General features: G+C 69.4%; 22 protein-coding genes. 12 read left to right on the top strand and 10 right to left on the bottom strand.

From position 1 onward, the window contains the following. Positions 1 to 46: 46 nt before the first annotated feature. Entirely contained in the window at positions 47 to 943 is an 897-nt protein-coding gene (locus tag AOZ49_RS14810; RefSeq protein WP_054476121.1) for a helix-turn-helix transcriptional regulator, read from the bottom strand. Positions 944 to 1,120: 177 nt separating this feature from the next. Here AOZ49_RS14810 and AOZ49_RS14805 point away from each other — a divergent pair, with 177 nt between their 5' ends. The 8 genes from AOZ49_RS14805 (at position 1,121) to AOZ49_RS14770 (ending at position 8,753) form a co-directional block, all read left to right on the top strand. Continuing rightward, a complete protein-coding gene (locus AOZ49_RS14805; protein ID WP_054428468.1) occupies positions 1,121 to 1,591 on the top strand; it encodes a DUF4863 family protein in 471 nt (156 codons plus the stop codon). Between the two features lie 169 nt (positions 1,592 to 1,760). Further along, positions 1,761 to 3,320, top strand: a complete 1,560-nt coding sequence (locus tag AOZ49_RS14800) for a benzoate-CoA ligase family protein (protein WP_054476119.1) — start codon at positions 1,761 to 1,763, stop codon at positions 3,318 to 3,320. Then, entirely contained in the window at positions 3,317 to 4,162 is an 846-nt protein-coding gene (locus AOZ49_RS14795) for an alpha/beta fold hydrolase (RefSeq protein WP_054476117.1), read from the top strand. Before AOZ49_RS14800 ends, AOZ49_RS14795 begins: the two co-directional genes overlap by 4 nt. A gap of 19 nt (positions 4,163 to 4,181) precedes the next feature. Continuing rightward, on the top strand, positions 4,182 to 5,342 hold the full coding sequence (locus AOZ49_RS14790) for an ABC transporter substrate-binding protein (RefSeq protein WP_054476115.1): 1,161 nt from the start codon (positions 4,182 to 4,184) through the stop codon (positions 5,340 to 5,342). Positions 5,343 to 5,355: 13 nt separating this feature from the next. Then, positions 5,356 to 6,237, top strand: coding sequence for a branched-chain amino acid ABC transporter permease (locus tag AOZ49_RS14785; protein ID WP_054476112.1), 882 nt, complete (start codon positions 5,356 to 5,358; stop codon positions 6,235 to 6,237). Between the two features lie 2 nt (positions 6,238 to 6,239). Continuing rightward, positions 6,240 to 7,289 (top strand): branched-chain amino acid ABC transporter permease, encoded by a 1,050-nt coding sequence (locus tag AOZ49_RS14780; protein WP_054476110.1) that lies wholly within the window; start codon positions 6,240 to 6,242, stop codon positions 7,287 to 7,289. After that, the gene (locus AOZ49_RS14775; protein ID WP_054476109.1) at positions 7,282 to 8,055 is read left to right on the top strand and encodes an ABC transporter ATP-binding protein; all 774 of its coding nucleotides are present in this window, start codon (positions 7,282 to 7,284) and stop codon (positions 8,053 to 8,055) included. Before AOZ49_RS14780 ends, AOZ49_RS14775 begins: the two co-directional genes overlap by 8 nt. Next, positions 8,043 to 8,753: an ABC transporter ATP-binding protein gene (locus tag AOZ49_RS14770; RefSeq protein WP_054476107.1), complete on the top strand. Its 711-nt coding sequence runs from the start codon at positions 8,043 to 8,045 to the stop codon at positions 8,751 to 8,753. The genes AOZ49_RS14775 and AOZ49_RS14770 overlap by 13 nt, the downstream gene beginning before the upstream one ends. 39 nt (positions 8,754 to 8,792) lie before the next feature. Here AOZ49_RS14770 and AOZ49_RS14765 read toward each other — a convergent pair whose 3' ends face one another. The 7 genes from AOZ49_RS14765 to AOZ49_RS14735 all read right to left on the bottom strand — a co-directional run bounded on the left by AOZ49_RS14765 (position 8,793) and on the right by AOZ49_RS14735 (position 16,152). After that, on the bottom strand, positions 8,793 to 10,349 hold the full coding sequence (locus AOZ49_RS14765; protein ID WP_054429205.1) for an acetolactate synthase large subunit: 1,557 nt from the start codon (positions 10,347 to 10,349) through the stop codon (positions 8,793 to 8,795). 186 nt (positions 10,350 to 10,535) lie between these two features. Continuing rightward, complete coding sequence (locus AOZ49_RS14760; protein ID WP_054476105.1) at positions 10,536 to 11,288, bottom strand: amino acid ABC transporter ATP-binding protein; 753 nt, start codon at positions 11,286 to 11,288, stop codon at positions 10,536 to 10,538. Between the two features lie 4 nt (positions 11,289 to 11,292). Then, the gene (locus AOZ49_RS14755) at positions 11,293 to 11,985 is read right to left on the bottom strand and encodes an amino acid ABC transporter permease (RefSeq protein WP_006390795.1); all 693 of its coding nucleotides are present in this window, start codon (positions 11,983 to 11,985) and stop codon (positions 11,293 to 11,295) included. Positions 11,986 to 12,029: 44 nt separating this feature from the next. Further along, the gene (locus AOZ49_RS14750) at positions 12,030 to 12,821 is read right to left on the bottom strand and encodes an ABC transporter substrate-binding protein (RefSeq protein ID WP_054428477.1); all 792 of its coding nucleotides are present in this window, start codon (positions 12,819 to 12,821) and stop codon (positions 12,030 to 12,032) included. A gap of 41 nt (positions 12,822 to 12,862) precedes the next feature. Then, the gene (locus AOZ49_RS14745; protein WP_054429206.1) at positions 12,863 to 13,771 is read right to left on the bottom strand and encodes an arginase family protein; all 909 of its coding nucleotides are present in this window, start codon (positions 13,769 to 13,771) and stop codon (positions 12,863 to 12,865) included. A gap of 348 nt (positions 13,772 to 14,119) precedes the next feature. After that, positions 14,120 to 14,980, bottom strand: coding sequence for an IclR family transcriptional regulator (locus AOZ49_RS14740; RefSeq protein ID WP_054476104.1), 861 nt, complete (start codon positions 14,978 to 14,980; stop codon positions 14,120 to 14,122). Between the two features lie 149 nt (positions 14,981 to 15,129). After that, a complete protein-coding gene (locus AOZ49_RS14735; protein WP_054428479.1) occupies positions 15,130 to 16,152 on the bottom strand; it encodes an amino acid ABC transporter substrate-binding protein in 1,023 nt (340 codons plus the stop codon). A 355-nt stretch (positions 16,153 to 16,507) separates the two neighbouring features. On the opposite strand from AOZ49_RS14735, the gene AOZ49_RS14730 reads away from it, so the two are divergent. The 4 genes from AOZ49_RS14730 to AOZ49_RS14715 are packed head-to-tail and all read left to right on the top strand — an operon-like array spanning position 16,508 to position 19,728. Then, positions 16,508 to 17,524 carry a Bug family tripartite tricarboxylate transporter substrate binding protein gene (locus AOZ49_RS14730; RefSeq protein WP_054476102.1) on the top strand — a complete coding sequence of 339 codons (1,017 nt, stop codon included), beginning with the start codon at positions 16,508 to 16,510 and terminating at the stop codon, positions 17,522 to 17,524. A 44-nt stretch (positions 17,525 to 17,568) separates the two neighbouring features. Then, positions 17,569 to 18,249, top strand: coding sequence for a 3-oxoacid CoA-transferase subunit A (locus AOZ49_RS14725; protein ID WP_054476100.1), 681 nt, complete (start codon positions 17,569 to 17,571; stop codon positions 18,247 to 18,249). 10 nt (positions 18,250 to 18,259) lie between these two features. Then, positions 18,260 to 18,901, top strand: a complete 642-nt coding sequence (locus AOZ49_RS14720; protein ID WP_054476098.1) for a 3-oxoacid CoA-transferase subunit B — start codon at positions 18,260 to 18,262, stop codon at positions 18,899 to 18,901. Then, the gene (locus tag AOZ49_RS14715; RefSeq protein WP_054428483.1) at positions 18,901 to 19,728 is read left to right on the top strand and encodes an IclR family transcriptional regulator domain-containing protein; all 828 of its coding nucleotides are present in this window, start codon (positions 18,901 to 18,903) and stop codon (positions 19,726 to 19,728) included. The genes AOZ49_RS14720 and AOZ49_RS14715 overlap by 1 nt, the downstream gene beginning before the upstream one ends. A gap of 15 nt (positions 19,729 to 19,743) precedes the next feature. Here AOZ49_RS14715 and AOZ49_RS14710 read toward each other — a convergent pair whose 3' ends face one another. Further along, positions 19,744 to 20,790 (bottom strand): L-threonylcarbamoyladenylate synthase, encoded by a 1,047-nt coding sequence (locus tag AOZ49_RS14710; RefSeq protein ID WP_054476095.1) that lies wholly within the window; start codon positions 20,788 to 20,790, stop codon positions 19,744 to 19,746. Positions 20,791 to 20,794: 4 nt separating this feature from the next. Next, positions 20,795 to 21,985, bottom strand: a complete 1,191-nt coding sequence (locus AOZ49_RS14705; protein ID WP_054428485.1) for a 5-(carboxyamino)imidazole ribonucleotide synthase — start codon at positions 21,983 to 21,985, stop codon at positions 20,795 to 20,797. Positions 21,986 to 21,987: the final 2 nt, after the last annotated feature.

The raw sequence follows: 21,987 nt of genomic DNA, 5'->3' as shown, positions 1-21,987 counted from the left end.
TTGAAATCCGTCATCGTTCCGTCCGTCCAATCTCCGCCAAGCATGCTCAAGCTTCACGATTTTTGCAACAGAGCCCGGCGAAGCTCTCCTGCACCTCCAGATGGCTGGTGACCCAGGTCAGGTCGGCCTTGGCGTAGAAAGCCTCGCGCCCGGCCAGGATGCGCTTCAGGTCGGCCATGGCTTCGTTGTTGCCGGACATGGGGCGGAAATCGCCCTGCGCCATCACCCGGCCCATGTGCTCCTCGGGCGTGGCGCGCAGCCAGACCGTGTAGCAGTGCGCCAGCAGCAGGTTGAGCGTGGCCGGCTCGGACACCAGGCCGCCGGGGGTGGCCAGCACCATTTCCGGGTAGATCTGCACGGCCTCTTCCAGCGCCCGCCGCTCGTAGCGGCGGTAGGCGTTGGGGCCGTAGAGGTTATGGATTTCCAGGATGCTGCAGCCGGCCACGCGCTCGATCTCGCGGTTCAGCTCGACGAACGGGTAGCCGAGGTCATCGGCCAGCATCTGCCCCAGCGTCGATTTGCCGGCGCCGCGCAGGCCGATCAGCGCCACGCGCTGGGTGCGGTTGGGCCGCTGCGCGCCGGCGCCCACGCCGAACAGCTGGGTCAGCGCTTCGCGGGCGCGCTGCAGGTCGGACTCGGTGCGGCCGCTGAGTAGCTCGCGGATCAGCAACCAATCGGGCGATTCGGTGGTGACATCGCCCACCAGCTCGGCCAGCGCGCAGTTGAAGGCCTTGGCGATCTGCAACAGCACCAGGATCGAGGCATTGCCCACGCCGTGCTCGAGATTGGCCAGGTGCCGCTCGGACACGCCGGTCACCTGCGACAGGCCCTTGCGCGTCATGCCGCGGATGGCCCGCAGGCGGCGCACCCGCTCGCCCAATGCCACCAGGAAAGCTTCCCGCCTGGGTTCGGTTGGCGCCGCGTCTTCTAGCGCTTGGTTCATGGTGTAGCTGACTCCGCAAAAACCCTGATAACACCCGATTTATGCACTATAGTGCTTGACCCACATCAATGGAAGCACTATTTTTCCTTCAACAGCTTCAACAGGGCGTCAGGTGCGGCAAAACAGCACTGGACTGCATCCGCCGCTGAAGCGCCGACAGTGTATAGGAGGAGACCGGTGAGCACGCCAGAACGATTCCACGCCCTGATGCGCCAGGTGACGGGCCTGATGGCCGGCCAACCGCTGGACGGCGCCCTGCAGCAGCGCCTGAACCAGGAGGCCGGCCCCGACAGCGCGCTGTACGCCGACATCTTCGCCACCTGTAGGCAGGGCGTGGCCGACGGCTGGATGTGCAACCGCGAAGGCGGCGGCATCCGCTACGGCCGCGTCATCAAGCCGGCCGAGGACCTGGGCGGCTGTTCGGTCGACGTGGTCGACATGGACGATCTGGCCGGCCCGCACCACGCCCATCCCAACGGCGAGATCGACATGATCATGCCGCTGACCGACGCGGCGCGCTTCGACGGCCACGGCGCCGGCTGGCTGGTCTATGGCCCCGGCAGCGCCCACCGCCCCACCGTGACGCAGGGCCGCGCGCTGGTGCTGTACCTGCTGCCCGGCGGCGCCATCGAGTTCACCCGCGCATGAATCCGCGCCCCGCTTCCCCACAGCGCCCCGGCCGCGCCCCGCGTGGCCGGCCGGCTGCCGGCGCGGGCTGACCCGCGCCCCATGCCCTGTCCCCGGTCACGACAAGCCGCCAGATGCTTGCGGACCGCCGGACAGGCTGCCCCGCCCGCCAGGACACCAGGAGACAACCGTGAATGCCTGCCCCGCCGAACTGAACTTCGCCAGCCACCTGGCCGCCTTGAACGCGCCGCGCGCCGCCAAGCTGGCCTACATCGACAACACCCGCCAGCTCACCTACGGCGACCTGGCCGAGCGCGTGGCGCGCATGGCGGGCGCGCTGCGCCAGCTGGGGCTGCGGCGCGAGGAGCGCATCCTGCTGCTGATGCAGGACACGGCCGACTGGCCAGTGGTGTTCCTGGGCGCGCTGCATGCGGGCGTGGTGCCGGTCGCCGTGAACACCCTGCTGACGCCGGACGACTACGCCTACATCCTCAGCCACAGCCGCGTGCGGGCCGCCTTCGTCTCCGAGAACCTGCTGCCGACGCTGCAGGCCGCGCTGGCGCAGGCGCCCGGCGAGGTCGAGCACCTGGTGGTGTCACGTTCCGCGGCGGCGCTGCCCGCCGGCGCGCACCCGCTCGACGCGCTGCTGGCCGCCGCCCCGCTGGCGCCGGCCGCGCGCACGCTGTCCGATGAGATCGCCTTCTGGCTGTACTCGTCGGGCTCCACCGGCAAGCCCAAGGGCGTGGTCCACACCCATGGCAACCTGTGGCACACCGCCGAGCTGTATGCCAAGCCGGTGCTGGGCATCCGCGAAGACGACGTGGCGTTCTCGGCCGCCAAGCTGTTCTTCGCCTACGGGCTGGGGAACGGCCTGACCTTTCCGCTGTCGGTCGGCGCCACCGTCGTGCTGATGGCCGAGCGGCCCACGCCGCAGGCCGTGTTCCAGCGCCTGGTGCGGCACCGCCCGACCGTGTTCTACGGCGTGCCGACGCTGTACGCCAGCATGCTGGCCGCGCCCGACCTGCCGCCGCGCGAGCAGGTGGCGATGCGCGTCTGCACCTCGGCCGGCGAGGCCCTGCCGCGCGACATCGGCGAGCGCTTCCAGCGCCATTTCGGCTGTGACATCCTGGACGGCATCGGCTCGACCGAGATGCTGCACATCTTCATCTCGAACCGCGCCGGCCAGCTGCGCTACGGCACCACCGGCAAGCCGGTGCCCGGCTACGAGGTGCAATTGCGCGACGACAATGGCGCGCCGGTGGCCGCCGGCGCCATCGGCGACCTCTACATCAAGGGTCCCAGCGCCGCGCTGATGTACTGGAACAACCGCGACAAGACGCGCCAGTGCTTCCTGGGCGACTGGCTCAAGAGCGGCGACAAGTACATCTGCGATGCCGACGGCTACTACACCTATGCCGGCCGCAGCGACGACATGATCAAGGTCAGCGGCCAGTACGTGTCGCCGGTCGAGGTCGAGAACGTGCTGGTGCAGCACGAGGCGGTGCTGGAAGCCGCCGTGATCGGCGTGCCGGACCATGACGGGCTGGTCAAGACCAAGGCCTACGTGGTGCTGCGGCCCGGCTACGCGCCGGACGCGAGCACCGGCGCCGATCTGCAGCGCTATGTGAAGCAGCACCTGGCGCCCTTCAAGTATCCGCGCCAGATCGACTTCACCGACGAGCTGCCCAAGACCGCCACCGGCAAGATCCAGCGCTTCCGCCTGCGCCAGCTGGAACAGGTCACGCCATGAGCGCCGTGCCCGCTCCCGAGCCCGCTGCGCTGGTCCACGTGCGCGCGGCGGGCCGCGACCTGCGCCTGGAATACCAGTGGATCGCGGCGGCGCGCCACGACGCGCCGCTGCTGGTGTTCCTGCACGAAGGGCTGGGGTCCGTGTCGATGTGGAAGGACTGGCCGCGGCAGGCCTGCGCCGCCGCCGGCTGCCGCGGGCTGGTCTATTCGCGCTACGGCTATGGCCGCTCCACGCCGCTGGCCGCCGGTGAAAGGCGCCCGGTCGACTTCATGCACCGCGAGGCGGCCGACGCGCTGCCCGCGCTGCTCGCCGCGCTCGGCATCGACGCCAGCCGCGATCGGCCCGTCCTGTTCGGCCACAGCGATGGAGGCTCCATTGCGCTGCTCTACGCCGCCCTGCATCCCGGCGCGGTGGCGGGCGTGGTGGCGGCCGCGCCACACATCTTCGTCGAGGACCGCACCGTGGCGCACATCGAACAGGCGCGCCAGGCTTACCGGGACACGGACCTGCGCGCGCGGCTGGCGCGCCATCACGATGACGTCGATTCGGCCTTCCGCGGCTGGAACGACGTCTGGCTGGACCCGGCCTTCCGCTGCTGGAACATCGAGGCGCACCTGCCCCGCATCCGCTGCCCGGTCCTGGCGATGCAGGGCGTGGACGACGAGTACGGCACGCTCGAACAGATACGCGGCATCCGCCGCGCCGCGCCGCAGACACGGCTGCTGGAGATTCCCGACTGCCGCCACTCGCCGCACAAGGACCAGCCCGCCACCGTTATCCAGGCCATCGCCGGCTTCGTCGGCGCGCTGGACCAACCCGGCCGCCCCACCGGCAGCCCATGACAAGCACGGAGACACCACCATGACCCACGCCCTGACCCGGGCCGCGCTAGGCGCGGCGCTGATGCTGGCCGCAAGCGGCGCCCTGGCCGCCGACAAGCTCAAAGTCGGTTTCATGCTGCCCTACAGCGGCACCTTCGCCGCGCTCGGCACCGCCATCGAGAACGGCTTCAAGCTGTACGTGGCCGAACAGGGCGGCAAGCTCGGCGGGCGCGAGATCGAATACTTCAAGGTGGACGATGAGTCCAACCCGTCCAAGGCCGCCGAGAATGCCAACCGCCTGATCAAGCGCGACCAGGTCAACGTGCTGATCGGCACCGTGCATTCGGGCGTGGCGATGGCGCTGGCCAAGGCCGCCAAGGATGCCGACACCACCCTGATCGTGACGAACGCCGGCGCCAACGCCATCACCGGCCCGCTGTGCGGCCCCGGCATCTTCCGCACCTCGTTCACCAACTGGCAGCCGGCCTACGCCATGGGCCCGGTGGCCAAGGCGCGCGGCCACAAGACGGCGGTCACCATCACCTGGAAGTACGCGGCCGGCGACGAGGCCATCGGCGGCTTCAAGGAAGGCTTCGAGCAGGCCGGCGGCAAGGTGGTCAAGGAACTGAGCCTGCCCTTCCCCAACGTCGAATTCCAGTCGCTGCTGACCGAGATCGCCGCGCTCAAGCCCGACATGGTGTTCACCTTCTTCGCCGGCGGCGGCGCGGTGAAATTCGTGCAGGACTATCACGCCGCGGGACTGGACAAGACCATCCCGCTGTACGGCTCGGGCTTTCTCACCGACGGCACGCTGCAGGCGCGGGGCGCGTCGGCGCAGGGGCTGCTGACCACGCTGCACTATGCGGACGGCCTGAACACGCCGCGCGACAACGCCTTCCGCGCCGACTACAGCAAGGCCTACAACATGCAGCCCGATGTCTACGCGGTGCAAGGCTACGACGCCGCGCAGCTGATGCAGTCGGGGCTGGCGGCGGTCAAGGGCGACTTCGGCAAGAAGGCGGAGTTCCGCGAGGCCATGCGCGGCGCCACGGTCGACAGCCCGCGCGGCGCGTTCACGCTGTCCAAGGCCGGCAACCCGGTGCAGGACATCTACCTGCGCCGCGTCGACGGCCTGGAAAACAAGGTGGTGGACGTGGCCGTGCGCAAGCTGGCCGACCCCGCCCGCGGCTGCAAGCTCTAGGAACGGCGGCCCCATGGACGTCGGCATCCTGCTCATCCAGAGCCTGAACGCCTTCCAGTACGGCCTGTTGCTGTTCCTGGTGGCCAGCGGGCTCACGCTGATCTTCGGCATCATGGGGATCATCAACCTGGCGCACGGCAGCTTCTACATGATCGGCGCCTACATGGCGTTCGCGCTGGGGCCGGCGGTGGACCGCTGGCTCGGCGGCGGCTTCGTCGCCACCCTGGCGGTGTGCGTGCTGGCCGCGGCCGCGCTCGGCTATCTGCTGGAGGCGGCGTTCTTCAGCTACCTGTACCGCCGCAACCACCTGCAGCAGGTGCTGATGACCTACGGCCTGATCCTGGTGTTCGAGGAGCTGCGCAGCATCCTGGTCGGCAACGACGTCCACGGCGTGCCGCTGCCGTCCTGGCTGCAGGGCAGCATCGCGCTGGGCGACGTGATGACCTATCCGGTGTACCGGCTGTTCATCTCGGCGGTGGGCATCGCGGTGGCGCTGCTGCTGTACTGGGTCATCGCGCGCACGCGGCTCGGCATGATGCTGCGCGCCGGCGCCAGCAACCGCGAGATGACCGGATCGCTGGGCATCGACGTCAACAAGCTGTACCGGCTGGTGTTCGCCGCCGGCGTGGCGCTGGCGGCGCTGGCCGGCAGCATCGCCGCGCCGGTGTCGTCGGTGTATCCGGGCATGGGCAACGGCGTGCTCATCATCTGCTTCGTGGTGGTGGTGATCGGCGGCATCGGTTCGATCCGCGGCGCGTTCCTGGCGGCAATGCTGGTGGGCGTGGTCGAGACCTTCGGCCAGGTGCTGTTCCCCGCCGCCGCGGGCGTGCTGGTGTACGTGCTGATGGCCGCGATTCTGCTGTGCAAGCCCGAAGGGCTGTTCAAACAGGGCTGACCATGAATGTGAATCGACTCCTGCCTGTCGCGACCCTGCTGGCGCTGGCCGCCTTCGCCTGGAGCGGCAGCGACTACTACACCGGCCTGGCCGTGAAGATCATGATCTATGCGGTGTTCGCGCTCAGCCTGCAGTTGCTGGTGGGCGGCGCGGGGCTGGTCAGCCTGGGGCACGCGGCGTTCTTCGGCATCGGCGCCTATGCTGCCGCGCTGCTGTCGCCGTCATCGGAAGCGGCCAGCCTGTGGTGGCTGCTGCCGGCGGCGCTGCTGGCCGCGGCCGCCTACGCCGCGCTGACCGGCGCGCTGGCGCTGCGCACGCGCGGCGTGTACTTCATCATGGTGACGCTGGCCTTCGCGCAGATGGCGTACTACGTGTTCCACGACACCAAGGTCGGCGGCGGCAGCGACGGCATCTACCTGTATTTCCGGCCGCGGGCCGAGATCGGCGGCTGGCTGCCGTTCGACCTGGACCAGGGCAACGCCTACTACTTCTTCGTGCTGGCCTGCCTGGCGTTGACCTGGGGCTTCCTGGCCCTGCTGCGGCGCTCGCCCTTCGGCGCGGCGCTGGCCGGCATCCGCATCAACGAACAGCGCATGCGGGCGGCCGGCTATTCGACCTATCCGTACAAGCTGGCGGCGTATGTGATCGGCGCCGCGCTGGCGGGGCTGGCCGGCTTCCTGTTCGCGCTCAAGGACGGCTTCGTCACGCCCGAGCTGCTGGCCTGGGAACAATCAGGGCTGGTGCTGCTGATGGTGATCCTGGGCGGCATGGGCAGCCTGGGCGGCGCGGTGCTGGGCACGGCGACGCTGGTGCTGCTGCAGGAACTGTTCCAGTCGCAGGCGCTGTTCGGCGACTACGCGCGCCACTGGCACCTGCCGCTGGGCCTGGCCATCATCGCGCTGGTGGCGCTGCTGCCCGACGGGCTGGCCGGCCTGCCGGCGCAATGGCGCCGGCGCCACGCCCGCCACGCCCCGAACACGCCGGCCGCGCCGGCCGCATCGCCTGCCGCCAAACCGCTGCCTCTGCCGATCCAAGGAGAGCCCCATGCCTGATCCCCTGCTGACCGCCGACGCGGTCACCCGGCGCTTCGGCGGCCTGACCGCCGTCAACGGCGTGTCGCTGGCATTGCAACGCGGTGAAGTGCATGCCGTCATCGGCACCAACGGCGCGGGCAAGTCGACCCTCATCAACATCCTGTCCGGCGAACTGGCGCCCAGCAGCGGCCAGGTGTCGCTGGGCGGGCGCGACATCACCGCCTGGGGCCAGCCCGAGCGCGCCCGCGCCGGCCTGGGCCGCAGCTACCAGCGCTCGACCCTGTTCCCGGAACTAAGCGTGTTCGAGAACTGCCGGCTGGCCGCTCAGGCGCGGCGCCAGCGCTTCTGGCACTGGTGGCGGCCGGCCTCGGCCTGCGCGGTCAGCGCCGACCTGGCCGCGCAGGCGCTGGAGCGCACCGGCCTGGCGGCCGACGCCGCGCGGCCGGCGGGCCTGCTGCCGCATGGCCGCAAGCGCCAGCTCGAGATCGCCATGTGCCTGGCCGGCGAACCGCGGGTGCTGCTGCTGGACGAGCCGCTGGCGGGCATGGGCCCGGAGGAAACCGACCGCATCCTGGCGCTGCTGCAGACGCTCAAGGCCAACCACGCCATCCTGCTGGTGGAGCACGACATGGACGCGGTGTTCCGCATCGCCGACACCATCACGGTGATGGTCAACGGCAGCAGCATCGCCAGCGGCGACCCGGCGCGGATCCACGCCAATGCCGAGGTTCGCACCGCCTACCTGGGCGAGGACCTGGACGGAGCACACCCATGCGCGCACTGATCGAAGCCGACGGCCTGCACGTGTACTACGGCGCCAGCCACGTGCTGCGCGGCGTCGGCCTGCGCATCGGGGCCGGCGAGTCCGTGGGACTGGTGGGCCGCAACGGCATGGGCAAGACCACGCTGATCCGCAGCCTGGTCGGCCAGGTGCGCAGCGCCCAGGGCCGCGTAGCGGTGCGCGGCGCCGACTGCACCCGCGCCCGGCCGCACTCCATCGCGCAGATGGGCGTGGCCTACGTGCCCGAGGGCCGCGGCATCTTCCCCAACCTGAGCGTGCGCGAGAACCTGCTGGTGGCGGCGCGCGCCGGCGAACAGGGACGGCGCGACTGGACCTATGCGCGGGTACTGGAGACCTTTCCGCGCCTGACGGAACGGCTGGGCCATGGCGGCCAGCAGTTGTCGGGCGGCGAGCAGCAGATGCTGGCGATCGGCCGGGCATTGATGACCAACCCCGACCTGCTGATCCTGGATGAAGCCACCGAAGGCCTGGCGCCGCTGATCGTGGCCGAGATCTGGAGGATCATCCGGCAGATCCGCGCCACCGGCATGTCGACGCTGATCGTCGACCGCAACTACCGCGCGGTGCTGGCGCACACCGACCGCTGCCTGGTGATGGAAAAGGGATTGATCGTGCAGGACGGCGACAGCGCGGCGCTGGCCGCCGCGCCCGAACAGCTGACGCGCTACCTGGGCGTCTGATTGCCCCGCGCCGCCTGCTCGCGGCGCGGGGCGGGCGCGTCAGATCAGCGCTTCGATCAGGAACGGACCGCGGCGCTTCAGGCCGTCCTGCAAGGCGCGGGCGAAGCCTTCCACGGTATCGACGCTGACCGCCTCCACGCCCATGCCGCGCGCCAGGTGCGTCCAGTCCAGATACGGCTCTTCCAGGTCGAGCATGCGGCGCGCGTTGCGGCCCGGCTCCTGCACGCCCACGTTCTTCATTTCGCCGTGCAGCGTGGCATAGGAACGGTTGGCCAGGATCACCGTCAGGCAGTCCAGGTTCTCGCGCGCCTGCGTCCACAGCGCCTGCAAGGTGTACATGCCGCTGCCGTCCGCCTGCAGGGTGATGACCTTGCGGTCCGGGCAGGCCACCGCCGCGCCGGCCGCCATCGGCAGGCCGATGCCGATGGCGCCGCCGGTCAGCATCAGCCAGTCGTGCGGCGCGCTGCTGGCGCTGTAGATCGGGAATTCGCGGCCCTGGGTGATCGACTCGTCGCAGACGATGGCGTTCTCGGGCAGGTGGTGCGCCACCAGGATGTTGACGGCGGCGCCGGTCAGCTTGCCGCTGGCCGGCACCTCGTAGGCCGGCGCGGGCGCCGCCAGGCGCGGCGCGTCGGCGGCGATGCCGAGTTCGTCGGCCAGCCACTCCAGCGCGTGCGCCAGGTCCTGCTCGACGGTGGCCAGCACGATCTTCTCGCAATCCTCGGGCGCCAGCAGGCTGGGCTTGCCGGGATAGGCGAAAAAGCCCACCGGCGCCTTGGCGCCGACCAGCACCAGGTGGCGCACGTCCTTGAGCTTGGCCACGGCCAGGTCGATCGGGTACGGCAGCCTGTCCACCGGCGTGCGGTCGCCGCCGCGCTCGATGCGGCGGTTGGAGGTTTCGGACAGCAGCCGCACGCCGGTGGCGCGGGCGATGCGGCCGGCGGCCTTGAGGGCGCGTTCGCGCAGCGCGGTGCTGCCCAACAGCAGCGTGGTGGTTTCGCCGGAACGGATCGCCTTGGCGGCGGCGCGCACCGCCTCGACCGTGGTGTGCGGCACGGCTTCGTCGACCACCTTGACCACCGCGGTGTCCGCCGGCAGTTCGGTCCAGGCGGAGTTGGCCGGCAGGATCAGGGTGGCGATGTTGCCCGGATGGCGGCGCGCCACGGTGATGGCCTCGGCGGCGTCAGCCGACATCGATTCGGCCGACATGCCGCGCTTGACCCAGTGCGACATGGGCCGCGCCACGCCTTCGACGTCGCTGGTGAGCGGGGCGTCGTACTGCACGTGGTAGGTGGCGTGGTCGCCGACGATGTTGACCATCGGCGTGCGCGCGCGCTTGGCGTTGTGCAGGTTGGCCAGGCCGTTGCCCAGGCCCGGCCCCAGGTGCAGCAACGTCGCCGCCGGCTTGTCGGCCATGCGCGCGTAGCCATCGGCGGCGCCCGTCACCACGCCTTCGAACAGGCCCAGCACGCAGCGCATCTTCGGTTTGCGATCCAGCGCCGCGACGAAGTGCATCTCGGACGTGCCCGGGTTGGCAAAGCAGACGTCCACATCATTGGCCAGAAGGGTATCGCAAAGACTATCAGCGCCGTTCATCGTGTTTCCCTGGTTGTAGGTGTTGGCTCGGGCCGGCGGCTGCTTGCCGGCCCGATAGGCATGATAGGTAGCGTAGCGCAAACCGGGTAGAGCCATTTGCGCGGGTCGGCATGGAACCATTCCCCAGGTTCCGGCAACCGGAATTCAGGCCGCTCCCAAGGCGGTGCCGCCAGGAGAAGGCCGCGCCTACGCCAGGATCTGTCCCAGAAATGCCTGCGCCCGCTCCGAACGCGGCGCCCGGAAGAAATTGTCCGGCGTGTCGGTCTCGACGATCGCGCCCTGGTCCATGAACACCACCCGGTCGCCCACCTCCCGCGCGAAGCCCATCTCGTGGGTCACGCAGACCATGGTCATGCCCTCGCGCGCCAGCGCCACCATGGTGTCCAGCACCTCCTTGACCATCTCCGGATCGAGCGCCGAGGTCGGCTCATCGAACAGCATGATCTTGGGCTGCATGCACAACGCGCGGGCGATTGCCACGCGCTGCTTCTGGCCGCCGGACAACTGGCCCGGATACTTGGCGGCGTGCTGCGGGATCTTGACGCGCTCCAGGTACTGCATGGCGCGGCTTTCCGCCTCCGCCGGCGCCACGCCCTTGACCAGCATCGGCGCCAGCGTGCAGTTTTCCAGCACCGTCAGGTGCGGGAACAGGTTGAAGTGCTGGAACACCATGCCCACCTCGGCGCGGATGCGCTCGATGTTGCCGACGTCGTCGTTCAGCTCGATGCCGTCGACCACGATGGTGCCCTGCTGGTGCTCTTCCAGCCGATTCAGCAGGCGGATGGTGGTGGACTTGCCCGAGCCGGACGGGCCGCACAGGATCAGCTTTTCACCGGGGCGGACCTCCAGGTCCAGCCCGTCCAGCACCTTGAAATCGCCATACCATTTGGATACGCCCCGCATCGTGATGATCGGCGCCGCGTAGTTCAATCCGTCCATCGCGTCAGGCCTTGGAAATGTCATGGTTGTCGCCGGCGCCGCTCCAGTAGCCCGGCACGGTCAGGCGCTTTTCCGAGCGCCGGAACAGATAGGCCAGCACGCTGCACAGCGCAAAATAGATGACGCCCACCATGGTGTAGACCGTCAGCGCCTGGAAGGTCGCGCCCGCCAGCATTTCGCCGGCGCGCATCAGTTCGTAGACACTGATCACCGCCACCAGCGAGGTCTCCTTGACCAGCACCAGCGCGTAGTTGCCCAGCGCCGGGAAGATGGTGCGCAGCGCCTGCGGCAGCACGATGCGCTGCAGCCGCTGCGTGCGCCGCAACCCCAGCGCGCGCGCCGCCTCGTACTGGCCGGCATCCACCGACTGGATGCCGCTGCGGAACAGCTCGGCCAGGTAGGCGCCGAAATTCAGCGTCAGCCCCAGCACGCCGGCCACGAAGCCGTTGATCACCACGCCTAGCTCCGGCAGGCCGTAGTAGATGTAGAACAGCTGCAGCAGCAGCGGCGTGCCACGGATGATGTCGATGTAGACGCGCGCGGCGCGGCTCAGCGCCGGCCGCCGCGACAGGCGGCACAGGCACACCACCAGGCCCAGCGCCACCGCCAGGAAAGCCGAACAGAAGAACAGCGCCAGGGTCCAGAGCGTGCCCTCGGCCAGGGGACTCAGGTACATGCGCAACGTAGCGAAATCCAATTCTTGCTCCTTAACTCGTGCTGCTGATCCGTGCGGCGGCGGCCCTACTTGCTGAGCAGGTCGGACACGCCCCACTTCTGCCCGATGGCGGCGAGTTCGCCGTTGCGCTTCATCTCGGCCAGCGCGGCGTTGACGGCCTCCAGCAGCGCCGTGTTGCCCTTCTGCACCGCCATGCCCACCTGCCACTTGCGCTGCGGCTGGTAGCCGGTGTCCAGCTTCACGCCCGGGATGTTCTTGGTCTTGATCTGGTAGATGATGCTGGGCGGATCGACGATGCCCAGGTCGACGCGGCCGGCGCGCACGTCGGCCAGCAGCGTGGAATAGTCCTGGTAGGTCGAGACCTTGGTGCCGGGCATGTCCTTGATCATGTTGAACTGCACCGAGTCCACCAGCACGCCGACCTTCTGGCCCTGCATGTCCTCGAACTTGGCGTAGCGGCGGGTGGCCTTGTCGCTGACCACGATGCCCTCGCCCCATTCGTACACGGGCGCCGAAAAGTCGATGGCGCGGGCCCGCTCCTCGGTGATGAACAGCGGCGCCGACATCAGATCGGCGCGGCCCGAGGTCAGCGTCGGAATCAGGCCCGAGAACGGCACGTCGGCCAGCTTGTCGCTCGCGCCCAGGTGCTTGGCGACCGCGGCGGCCACGTCCACCATGATGCCTTCGAGCCGGTTCGACTGCGGGTTCTTGAAGCCGTGCGGCGGCGCCGACGCGGTGGTGACCACGTTCAAGGTCTTGTCGGCGCGCACCTCGTCGAGCGTGCGCGCCATGCTGGCGCCGGCCTGGGCCAGCAACGCGGCCGAAGCCAGGCCGAGCAGGATGGATTTGAGTTTCATGCAATTCCCCTTGTATGAAATGGATGCCGCAATGCGCCGGTTCAGTCCGGACGTCCTTGCGGGTACTGCCGTACCGCCACCGCCGCCAACGCGCAGAATTCCTGCATGACGGTGGCGGCCAGGAACGCCGTGGCGCCCTGCACGTCCTGCGGCGGCGAAACGGTATTGACGTCGAAGGCCACGAAGTTGAGTCCGGCCAGCTGGCGCAGCAGGGCCAGCCCTTCCTTGGGCGACAGGCCGCCCCACTCCGGCGTGCAGACGCCGGGCGCGCAGGACGGGTCGAAGATGTCCATGTCGAAGCACAGGTACACCGGCCTCTCGCCGATCTGTTGCTTGATGGCGTCGAGCGCGCCCTTCTGGTCCTCGTCGAACTCGTCGAAGGGCATGATGGTGTAGCCGACCTCGCGGCCGAACTCGATGACGCCCGGCATGAACGAACTGCCGCGTGTGCCCACGTGGAAGCTGCGCCGCACGTCCAGCAGGCCTTCCTCGGCGGCGCGGGTGAAGGTGGTGGCGGTGTTGTAGCCAGGGATCGGATAGGTGTCGGTGTGCGAGTCGAAATGCAGCACCACGAAGTCCGGGTGGCGTTGCGCCACGGCGCGCAGTTGCGGCAGCGTCACGGCGCCGTCGCCGCCCATCGAGATCGGGATCGCGCCGGCGTCGAGGATGGCGCCGATGCCGGCCTCGATCAGCGGGTACGACGCGTCCGGATCGCCGGGATGGCAGGCCACGTTGCCGACGTCGATCACGCGCAGGAACTCGGGCGGATTGTCGATGCCATGGCGGCGGAAGATGTCCACCGGCCGCAACAGCCGCGACTGTTCGCGGATCGCGTCCGGCCCCTGGCGCGAACCGACCCGGAACGGATGCGTGCCGCAGTCGAACGGGATGCCCACGACGCAGGCGCGCGCGGCGCCGGTTCCGGCGGCGCGGGCCGGCGGCAGGCCCATGAATCCCGACACGGGATGAAAGCGGACTTCGGCGGACGACGGCACAGCGCGGCTCCTTGGCGACGGCCCGCAAACGAGTGGCGGACCGAAATTTTAGATTCGATCAAATCGCTATACGATACGATCGTGTCAAAAATAGATTAACGCGCGCGCCAATGCCTCGCCAATTAGGGTGTTCCCCCTGATTGGAAAATTAATATCCGATCAAAACAGTATGGAATTGGCGCAACGGCGCACCCGGCTGGTGCATCGCCAACGCCCTGAATCAGCGCTTCGAATCAGCCCCCTCGGTTCGCGCCCGCGGGGACAATGCCCCAAGGCCGCGCCCGTGACGGAACGCCACCGCGATCAGGCCTCGTCGTCGTCCAGCGGCGCGGCGCGCAAGGCGCCCCCCGGCGGTTCGAGTTCGTAGAACGGATGCGAGCGCCCCAGCGTGCGCGACGCGCTGATGGCGTGCGCCGTCTCCACCACCTGCGGCCCGAACACGGCCTGCGCCTGCTCGAACGACCAGCGGCTCGACGGCACCGAGACATTGACGGCGCCCTGCGGCGTGCCGCCCGCATCCAGCACCGCCGCGCTGACGGTGATGTCGCCCGGATAGAACTCGCCGTTGGAACGCGCGTAGCCATGGCGGCGCGCGAATTCCAGTTCGGCCAGCAGCGCGTCCAGGTCGGTGATCGTGGCCGCGGTATACGCCTTGCGCTCACAGCGTTCCAGCAGCCCGCGCGCCACCTGCGGATCGAGCCGCGCCAGCACCGCGCGCCCCGCCGCCGTGCAATACAGCGGCAGCCGCATGCCGACCGGCATGTTGACGAACATTTCCTTGTGAGTGGCGAAGCGCGCCACGTAGACCATGTCCAGCCCGTCGGGCTCGGCCAGGCTGCAGGTTTCCTGGCAGTTGCGGTTGAGCGCGTGCAGGAACGGATTGCCGCCCAGCACCAGCGCGCTGGTCTGCACGTACTTCATGCCCAGCTCCAGCGACCACGGGCCCAGCGAGAACTTCTTGCTGGCCGGGTCCTTGCGCAGGTAGCCCAGCGTCCACAGCGTATGCGTGAAGCGCTGCACCGAACTCTTGCTCAGGCCGGTGGCCTCGGCCAGCTCCGGCAGCGTCATCGCCGGCCGCCCTTCGCTGAAGGCCCGCAGCACGGAAACGCCGCGCGCCAGCGCGGCGATGAACAAGGGGGAATCCTCGGGTCGGGTCTGCGTCATGGCGCGGGATGCGTCCGGTGGAAAAGCGCATAGCGTACCGCATAACGGTGCAGCCATATCGCATGACGATCCTGTCATCTATCCCCGAGGCCGCCCATCAAACAAAACGGCCCGCGCGAGGCGGGCCGTCCAGGGTCACCTCACCGCGTTCAGCGGATCGGCCACGGGTACATCGCGCCGCCCTTGCTCCACAGCGCGTTGGTGCCGCGTTGCAGGCCCAGCTTGCTGTCCTTGCCGACGTTGCGCTCGAACACTTCGCTGTAGTTGCCCACGGCCTTGATGGCGTTGTAGGCCCACTTCTCGTCCAGGCCCATGTTCTTGCCGGCGCCCGGCGTCACGCCCAGGATGCGCGCCACGTTGGGGTTGTTGCTCTTGAGCATCTCGTCCACGTTCTTCTGCGTGATGCCGTATTCCTCGGCCTCCAGCAGCGCGAACAGCGTCCAGCGGACGATGCCCAGCCAGTTCTCGTCGCCCTGGCGCACCATGGGGCCGAGCGGCTCCTTGGAGAAGCGTTCCGGCAGGATCTCGTAGTCGTCCGGCTTGGCGACCTGCGTGGCGCGCACGGCGGCCAGCTGCGAGGCGTCGTCGGTGAAGGCATCGCAACGGCCCGACTCGAAGGCGCGCACGACTTCGGTGACCTTGTCGATCACGACCGGCTTGAATTCGATGTTGTTGGCGCGGAACCAGTCGGCCAGGTTCAGTTCGGTGGTGGTGCCCGGCTGCACGCAGACGGTGGCGCCGTTCAGTTCCTTGGCGCTTTTCACGCCCAGCTTCTTGTTCACCAGGATGCCCTGGCCGTCATAGAAGCTGGCGGCCACGGCCGACAGGCCCAGCGAGGTGTCGCGGGTCTGCGTCAGCGTGACGGTGCGCAGCAGCACGTCGACTTCGCCCGATTGCAGCGCGGTGAAGCGTTGCTGGGTCGACAGCGCGGTGCCCTTGAATTTGGTCGGGTCGCCGAACACGGCGGCGGCGACGGCGCGGCAGATGTCCACGTCCATGCCTTCCCATTCGCCCTTGCTGTTGGTGGCCGAGAAGCCCGAAACGCCGTCGGTCAGGCCGCACTGCACGTAACCCTTCTTCTTGACCGCATCCAGCGTGGGGCCGGCCACCGCTGCCTGGGATGCACATGCCAGGGCGAGCGCGCCGGCAGCAAACGAAATCAACCGCTTCATTATTGCTTCTCCTGAATTAGATGCCCGCGCCGGCCTGTAGGCCCGCTGCGGCTGAAACCGAGCCCATGCTTTGCGGGCCGGCCGCCAGATTACGCGATGTCCACGGCGTGAACAACGCACACCGGCCTAGTGGAAACCCGAGTAGCAAACCGTTTGGGAGATGCACGCGAAGTCCGGTGATCGAACTTTATCGCGGGGTCCGCGCGGCGGTTGGCCGGACCCTGCGTGCCATACTTTTTTCGCGTCCTGACCGCCAGGAAACGCGATCACCATCCCTCAGGAAAACCGGCCGCGCCACTACAAAAAACCCGGGGCGCGCGTCGGCATTCGGCCGATTCATGGAGGAGACAAATCCATGGCACTTGCAAGGAAACCGCAGCCCAGCCACCGCGCGGCAAGACATCGCCGCAACGCCCTCAAGACCCTGCTCTGCACCGCCGTGGCCGCCATCGGCCTGGCGGCCGGCCCCGTCCACGCGGACGACTGGCCCAGCAAGCCGATCAAGGTCATCGTGCCCTACACGCCCGGCGGCTCCACCGACATCGTCACCCGCATCGTGATGGAAAAGCTCGGCCCGCGCCTGAAGCAGACCATCATTGTCGAGAACCGCCCCGGCGCCAACAGCAGCGTGGGCGCGTCGGTGGCCGCCAAGGCCGATCCCGACGGCTACACCTTCCTGTCGATCCTGCCCGCCTACATCATCAACTTCCATCTCTACAAGCTGGCCTACAAGCCCGAGGACCTGACGCCGGTGGCGCAGATGGCCGACCTGCCACTGTTCCTGTTCGTGTCGCAGGACCTGCCCGTCAACAGCGTGGCCGAGCTGGTGGAATACGCCCGCAAGCATCCGGACAAGCTCACCTACGCGTCCAGCGGCAACGGCTCCAGCGCCCACCTGACCGGCGCCGATTTCGCGCTGCGCAACAAGATCACCATGACGCACGTGGCCTACAAGGGCAGCGCGCCGATCCTGACCGACCTGCTGGGCGGCCGCGTGTCGATGGTGTTCGACCCGATCCTGGTGCCGATGCAGTACGTCAAGCAGAACCGCCTGAAGGCGCTGGGCTTCACCGGCCGGCAGCGCTGGCCGACCGAGCCGTCGATACCCACCATGGAGGAAGCCGGCATGCCGGGCTTCGTCACCGGCTCGTGGGCCGGCCTGATGGCGCCGGCCAACACGCCCAAGCCGATCATCGAACGCATGGCGCGCGAGATCAGCGAGATCGTGCGGGAGCCGGACGTGCGCCAGAAATTCCTGGATGCCGGCTTCCTGCCGGCCAGCGGCCCGACCGCCGAGTTCGCCGAGCTGATGCGGCAGGACTCGGCGCGCTACGCCGAGATCATCAGGCAGGCCCGCATCTCGGTGGATTGAGCAACACGGGGCGCCCGCCCGGCGCCCCACTGGAAACCAAGACGATGATCGACAAGTTCCTCGACACTCCCGCGGCCGCCGTGGCCGACATCCATGACGGCGCCACCGTGCTGGTCAGCGGCTTCGGCGGCGCCGGCATGCCCACCGAACTGCTGCACGCCCTGATCGAGCAGGGCGCGCGCGAACTCACCGTGGTCAGCAACAACGCCGGCAACCACGAGACCGGCCTGGCCGCGCTGATCAAGGCCGGCCGCGTGCGCAAGGTGATCTGCTCGTTTCCCAAGGCATCGCATTCGTGGGTCTTCGACGACCTGTACCGGCGCGGCGCCATCGAACTGGAATGCGTGCCGCAGGGCACCATCGCCGAACGGCTGCGCGCCGCCGGCGCCGGCCTGGGCGGCTTCTTCACCCCCACGGCCTACGGCACCGAACTGGCCACCGGCAAGGAGACCCGCATCATCGACGGCCGCGGCCATGTCTTCGAAACCCCGTTGCACGGCGACTTCGCGCTGGTCAAGGCCGACCTGGCGGACCGCTGGGGCAACCTCACCTACCGCAAGAGCGCGCGCAACTTCGGCCCCATCATGTGCATGGCCGCCAAGACCGCCATCGTGCAGGTGCGCGCCAGCGTGGCGCTGGGCGAGCTGTCGCCCGAGGCCGTCGTCACGCCCGGCATCTTCGTGCAGCGCGTCACCCGGGTGGCCCACGCCGCGTTCTCCAGCTGAAGGAATCCTCATGCCCACTCCCCTGAACCGCGAAGCCATGGCGCGACGCCTGGCGCAGGACATTCCCGACGGCAGCTACGTCAACCTGGGCATCGGCATGCCGGTGCTGGTGGCCGCGCAACTGCCGGCCGGCCGCGAGATCGTGCTGCACAGCGAAAACGGCATCCTCGGCATGGGCCCGCCGCCCGCCGAAGACCGGATCGACCTGGACCTGATCAACGCCGGCAAGCAACCGGTGACGCTGCTGGACGGCGGCGCCTATTTCCATCACGCCGACTCCTTCGCCATGATGCGCGGCGGCCACCTGGACATCTGCGTCATGGGCGGCATGCAGGTCGCGGCCAACGGCGACCTGGCCAACTGGTCGCTCGCCAGGCCGGGCGAGGCGCCCGCCGTGGGCGGCGCCATGGACCTGGCGGTGGGCGCGCGCCGCGTCTACATCCTGATGGAACACAACAGCAAGGACGGCTCGCCCAAGATCGTCGAACGCTGCACCTATCCGCTGACCGGCGCCGGCGTGGTCGACCGCATCTACACCGACCTGGCCGTGATCGACGTCACGCCCGACGGTCTGCGGGTCCGCGATATGATCGACGGCATGACACTGACCGCGCCGCAGGCGCGCACCGGCGCCCCGCTGCGCGCAGGCTGATGCTGCCCAACCTTCCCCCGCCCGGCTACGCCGCGCCCCTCGCCCCCGAAGACCATCCCGACCAGTTGCGCGGCGATCCGGACTACATGCTGACGCTGGCGCGCGGCCTGCACGTGATCCGCGCCTTCGGCACCCGCCGCCATCCGCAGACCGCGGCCGAGCTGGCGCGCCGCGCCGGCCTGCCGCGCGCGGTGGTGCAGCGCTGCCTGCACACGCTGATCCTGCTGGGCATCGCCGAACAGCACGGCCGCCAGTACATCCTGACGCCGCGCATCCTGGGGCTGGGCTACGCGTACTTCTCGTCCACGCCATTCGTGTCGCTGGCGCAGCCGGTGCTGGAGGAACTGAGCGCCACCGTCAACGAGACCTGCGCGCTGGCCATCATGGAAGGGCACGAGATGCTGTACCTGGCGCGCTCGGAAGTGAACCGCCTGCTGGCCACCTCGATGGGACTGGGCAGCAGGCTGCCGGCCTATTGCACCTCGATCGGCCGGGTGCTGCTGGCGCAGTTGTCCGAGCCGGCCCTGGCGCGCTACTTCGCCGCCATCGACTTGCAGCCGTACACCGAATTCACGCTGACCACCGAAGCGCGGCTGCGGGCCGAGCTGGCGCGCATCCGCGAGCAGGACTACGCGGTGGTCGACCAGGAGCTGGAATTGAATGTGCGCGCCATCTCGGTGCCGGTGCGCTCGGCCAGCGGCAAGGCCTGCGGCGCCGTCAACGTCAGCGTCAAGGCGGCGCGGGTACCGCTGGAACGATTGACGGGGGAATTCCTGGCGCCGATGCGCCAGGCGGTGGCCAGGATCGGGGAATTCCTGGCGGCCTGAACGGCCGCCCCCGCCTTACAGGTCGGTGGTGTCGAGCGTGAACGCGGCGGCGGCGCGGCCGATGCGGTCGTTGACCGCGTGCCACGCGTCATCGGCCGGCGGCGCCTGCACGATGATGCGCGCGAAGCCCTGGCCGTCCAGATCACGCAGCAAGGCGTACAGCGCCTGGGCGTAACGCGCCGGATCGGCCGGCACCTGTTGCCACTGGATGCGCGCATCGACGGCCGCCGGCGGCGGCGTGTACGCCACCACCACGACCTTGCCCGGGGGCAGGCCGCGGCCTTGCAGCGCGGCTTGCAGGCGCGCATCGGACGCCAGCTCCAGCGCGGTGCGCGGCGCATAGTGCGCCTTGAGCGTGCCCGAGGCGCGCGGCGCGGCGGCGTCGGGCGCGAACACTTGCACGCCCAGCACCGCCTCGATCTGCGCGGCGCTGATATGGCCGGGGCGCAGCAGCACCGGGCCGGCGCCGCGGTCCAGCCGCGACAGGTCCAGGATGGTGGATTCGATGCCGACCTCGGAGGCGCCGCCCTCCAGCACCGGCATGCCGGCCGCGACCTCGTCGGGGAATTCGCTGCGGACGTGGTCGGCGCGGGTCGGCGAGACCTGGCCGAACTTGTTGGCCGACGGCGCGGCCACGCCGCCCTGCCCGTTCGGCTTGCCGGCCGCGAACGCCGCCAGCAGCGCCTGCGCCACCGGATGCGAGGGGCAGCGGATGCCGATGCTGTCCTGGCCGCCGCTGACGGTGTCGGCGATGTGCGGCGCGCGCTTGAGGATCAGCGTCAGCGGACCGGGCCAGAAGGCGTCGATCAGCAGGCGCGCCTCGGGCGGCACGTCGGCCGCCCAGTACGACAGGTCGCCCTGCGGCGCGATGTGCACGATCACCGGATGGTTCGACGGCCGGCCCTTGGCGGCGTAGATCTTGCCCACCGCCCGCGGGTTCTCGGCGTCCGCGCCCAGGCCGTAGACGGTCTCGGTCGGGAACGCGGCCAGCTCGCCGGCCAGCAGGCGCCGGGCGGCGTCGGCGATGTCCGCGGCGCTGGCGGAGTCGAACGAAGCAGACATGGCGTTACTCGGGCGCCTGCATGCCCAGCGCGGCGGCCACGCGCGCCGCGTCGGCCTGGGCCTGTTGCAGCGTCGGCGCGACGATGGTGACGTGGCCCATCTTGCGGCCGCGGCGCGCCTCGCGCTTGCCATACAGGTGCAGCTTGGCCGTGGGCACCGCCAGCGCGGCGGCCCAGTCGGGCTCGCGCTGCGCGTCGCCGGTGGCCGACGGATACCAGATGTCGCCCAGGATGTTCAGCATCACGGCCGGCGCCAGCAGGTCGGTGCCGCCCAGCGGCAGGCCGGCCATGGCGCGCGCCTGCTGCTCGAACTGGCTGGTGAGGCAGGCGTCCATGGTGTAGTGGCCGCTGTTGTGCGGACGCGGCGCGATCTCGTTGACGATCAGGCTGCCGTCCTTGAGCACGAAGAATTCCACGCACAGCACGCCGTGGTAGCCCAGGCCCTGCGCGATGGCCTGCGCGGCCGCGGTGGCCTGCGCCTGGCGTTCGGCATGGGCGGCGTCGAGCTTGACCGGCGCCGCCGTCGACACGGCCAAGATGCCGTCGCGGTGGACGTTGCGCGCCACTGGGAACACCACGCTGGCGCCGTCGAAACCGCGCGCGATCACGACCGAAATTTCGTAGTCCAGCGGCATCAGCGCTTCCAGCACGCAGGCCACGCCGCCGAACTCGGCGAACGCGGCCAGCGCGGCCTCGCGCGTGTCGATGCGGGCCTGGCCCTTGCCGTCGTAACCCAGGCGCGCGACCTTGAGGATGCCGGGGAACAGGCTGTCGGGCGCGGCGCGCAGGTCGGCTTCGCTGCGGATGGCGGCGTGCGGCGCGACCGGGATGCCCTGGCTGGCGATGAAGGCCTTCTCGGCGATGCGGTCCTGCACGATGGCGACCGCGTCGGCGGCCGGGCTGACGCGGCAGCGCGCCGCCAGCGCGCGCAGGCTGTCTGCCGGCACGTTCTCGAATTCGGTGGTGACGGCCTGACAGGTCTGCGCCAGGCGCGCGAGGCCGTCTTCGTCGTCATAGGCGGCCTGGATGTGCAGGTCCGCCACCATGCCCGCCGGGCATTCGGCGGCCGGGTCCAGCACCGCGACCTTGTAGCCCAGGCTTTGCGCCGCGTGGCAGAACATGCGGCCCAGCTGGCCGCCGCCCAGCAGGCCGAGCCAGCCGCCGGGGGCAATGGTGAAAGCAGTCGATTGCGTCATAC

Source organism: Achromobacter sp. 2789STDY5608615, assembly GCF_001298995.1.
GTDB lineage: Bacteria > Pseudomonadota > Gammaproteobacteria > Burkholderiales > Burkholderiaceae_B > Achromobacter > Achromobacter insuavis.
This window is presented reverse-complemented; position numbering and strand designations above follow the sequence as displayed.